The organism is Caulobacter sp. (genome assembly GCF_049283275.1).
Classification (GTDB): Bacteria; Pseudomonadota; Alphaproteobacteria; order Caulobacterales; family Caulobacteraceae; genus Caulobacter.
The window spans coordinates 1-2,816 of sequence record NZ_JBAPVS010000085.1 but is presented as its reverse complement, the minus strand read 5'-3'; the positions used below and the strand labels follow the sequence as shown (position 1 = coordinate 2,816).

3 protein-coding genes are annotated in these 2,816 nt (G+C 67.0%); all 3 read right to left on the bottom strand.

Annotated elements, in window-relative coordinates; all coding sequences use genetic code 11:
* Window positions 1-33: 33 nt before the first annotated feature.
* Entirely contained in the window at window positions 34-1,434 is a 1,401-nt protein-coding gene (gene lpdA, locus WAL33_RS04235; RefSeq protein ID WP_422178809.1) for a dihydrolipoyl dehydrogenase, read from the bottom strand.
* 83 nt (window positions 1,435-1,517) lie between these two features.
* Entirely contained in the window at window positions 1,518-1,994 is a 477-nt protein-coding gene (locus tag WAL33_RS04230; protein WP_422178807.1) for a glutathione peroxidase, read from the bottom strand.
* 34 nt (window positions 1,995-2,028) lie between these two features.
* On the bottom strand, window positions 2,029-2,816 hold a 788-nt coding region (locus WAL33_RS04225; protein ID WP_422178805.1), incomplete at its 5' end, for a 2-oxo acid dehydrogenase subunit E2.

Genomic DNA, 2,816 nt, shown 5'->3' with positions numbered 1-2,816 from the left:
GCGCCGCCCTACTCTTCCGCCAACTGGGTCAGCCTAGATGTGCAGTGCGCGACCATAAGCGTCGAGCGCGGCTTCATGCATGGCTTCCGACATGGTCGGGTGGGCGTAGACGATGCCGTGCAGGTCTTCCTCGGTGGCCTCGAGCGTGATGGCCGTGACGAAGCCCTGAATCATCTCGGTGACCTCGTGGCCAATCATGTGCGCGCCGATCAAGGCGCCGGTCTTGCCGTCGAACACCGTCTTGACGAAGCCCTCGGTCTCACCGGCCGCCACGGCCTTGCCATTGACCTTGAACGGGAAGCGGCCGGCCTTGACCTCGACGCCCGCCGCCTTGGCCGCGGCCTCGGTCAGGCCCACCGAGGCGACCTGAGGGTTGGCGTAGGTGCAACCCGGGATCGGCGAGTTGACGGCCGGGGTCTTGTAGCCGGCGATGTGTTCGGCCGCGTGGATGCCCTCGTGGCTGGCCTTGTGGGCCAGCCAGGGCGGGCCTGCGGCGTCGCCGATGGCGTAGAGGCCGGGGACGTTGGTCTCGCCGTGCTTGCCGGTCACCACGTGGCCGCGATCCATGTTCAGGCCGATGACGTCCAAGCCCTCGGTGTTCGGGGCGATGCCGACGGCGACGATGCACACGGCGGCGGTCAGGGTCTCGGCCTTGCCGCCGACCTCGACGGCCACCGAGACGCCGTCCTTGGTCTTCTCGACCTTGGTCACCTTGGCGCCGATGCGGAAGGTGATGCCGCGCTTCTCGAAGGCCTTCTGGGCGGCCTTGGAGACCTCGGCGTCCTCGACCGGCATGATGCGGTCCACGGCCTCGACGACGGTCACTTCGGCGCCCAGGGCGCGGTAGAAGCTGGCGAACTCGATGCCGATGGCGCCCGAGCCGATCACCACCAGCGACTTGGGCATGGTCTTGGGGGCCAGGGCGTCGCGATAGGTCCAAATCTTGTCGCCGTCCGAGACCGCGCCGATGGCGGCGATCTCACGGGCCCGGGCGCCGCTGGCCAGGATCACGCTCTTGGCCTGGATCGTGCGGCTGCCGCCGGCCTTCAAGGCCACGACGACCTTCGGGGACGGATTGCCCTTTTCGAGCTTGGCCTCGCCCTCGACGACCTCGATCTTGTGCTTCTTCATCAGGAAGGCGATGCCGTTCGACATGGTCTTGGCCACGCCGCGCGAACGCTCGATGATCTTGCCGAAGTCGAACGAGGCCTTCTCGACCGACAGGCCGTAGCCGCCCAGGTGCGACAGCTGCTCGTAGATCTCGCCGGACTTCAGCAGCGCCTTGGTCGGGATGCAGCCCCAGTTGAGGCAGATGCCGCCCAGGGCCTCGCGCTCGATGATCGCCGTCTTCAGGCCAAGCTGGCTGGCGCGGATCGCGGCCACATAACCGCCGGGGCCGGCCCCGATGACGACGACGTCGAATTCCGTGGACATGGTCTTCTTACCCTAGGTTTGACGCCTTCGGGGGGAGCCGGCGGGCGTCGGTCGATCGGCCCGCGGGCCGGTCCAGGAGAGCGTTAGAGCAGCGCCTCGACGGCGAGCTTGAGGTCTTCAGGCTTGGTGGTGGGCGCGAAGCGTTCGACGACTTCTCCGTCGCGACCGATCAGGAACTTGGTGAAGTTCCATTTGATCGCCTCGGTGCCCAGTAGGCCCTTCTGCTCGTGCTTCAGATGGGCGTAGAGCGGATGGGCCGAAGGGCCGTTAACGTCGATCTTGGCCAGGACCGGGAACGTCACGTCGTAGGTCAGCGAGCAGAAGTTCGCGATCTCCTCGGCGTTCCCGGGCTCTTGCGCCCCAAACTGGTTGCAAGGGAAGGCCAGGACGGTGAAGCCCTTGTCCTTGTACGCTCGGTACAGCGACTCCAGCCCCTCGTATTGCGGGGTGAAGCCGCACTTGCTGGCCGTGTTGACGATCAGCAGCACCTGGCCGCGATAGTCGGCCAGGCTCGCGTCCTGGCCGTCCAGCGTCTTGGCGGAGAAGTCGTAGATGGACATTCCTGCCCTCCTGTTCGAGCAACCAGTCCGGCAATTAGACGAGCAGGGTCAGCGGCTCTTCGATCAGCGGCTTGAAGGCGGCCAGGAACCTGGCCCCGATGGCGCCGTCGACCACGCGGTGGTCGCAGGTCAGGGTGACGGTCATCACCGTGGCCACGGCCAGTTGGCCGTCCTTGACCACCGGACGCTGCTCACCGGCCCCGACGCTCATGATCGCGCCCTGCGGCTCGTTGATGATCGAGGCGAAGGCCTTGATGCCGAACATGCCGAGGTTGGAGACCGAGAAGGTGCCGCCCTGGAATTCCTCGGGCTTCAGCTTCTTGGATTTGGCGCGGGCCGCCAGATCCTTCACCTCCGTCGAGATCTGGGCCAGGCCCTTGGTCTCGGCGGCGCGGACGATCGGGGTGATCAGGCCGCCGTCGATGGCCACGGCCACCGCGATGTCGGCGTGATGGTGCATGGCGATGCCCTCGGGCGTGTAGGAGGCGTTGGCCTCCGGCACGCGCTTCAGAGCGACGGCCACGGCCTTGATGATGATGTCGTTGACCGACACCTTCACGCCCTGGCCCTCCAGCAGATGGTTGATCTTGGCGCGCGCCGCCAACAGGGCGTCGATCTCCAGATCGATCGTCAGCGGGAAGTGCGGCACGTCGCGGAAGCTGTCGGTCAGGCGGCGCGCGATGGTCTTGCGCATGCCGTCCAGTGGGACGAGGTCGTAGGAACCGGCCGGGATGCCCTGCTGTTCCAGCGACAGGTGGGCGCGCGGCGCGGCGGGCGCGGTGGCGCCAGAGGCGGACGCCGAAGCCGGAGCGGCCTTGGCGG

Excerpts from the sequence above, each read along its gene's own strand:
- lpdA (WP_422178809.1), bottom strand. The coding sequence starts at position 1,434 with ATGTCCACGGAATTCGACGTCGTCGTCATCGGGGCCGGCCCCGGCGGT.
- WAL33_RS04230 (WP_422178807.1), bottom strand. The coding sequence starts at position 1,994 with ATGTCCATCTACGACTTCTCCGCCAAGACGCTGGACGGCCAGGACGCG.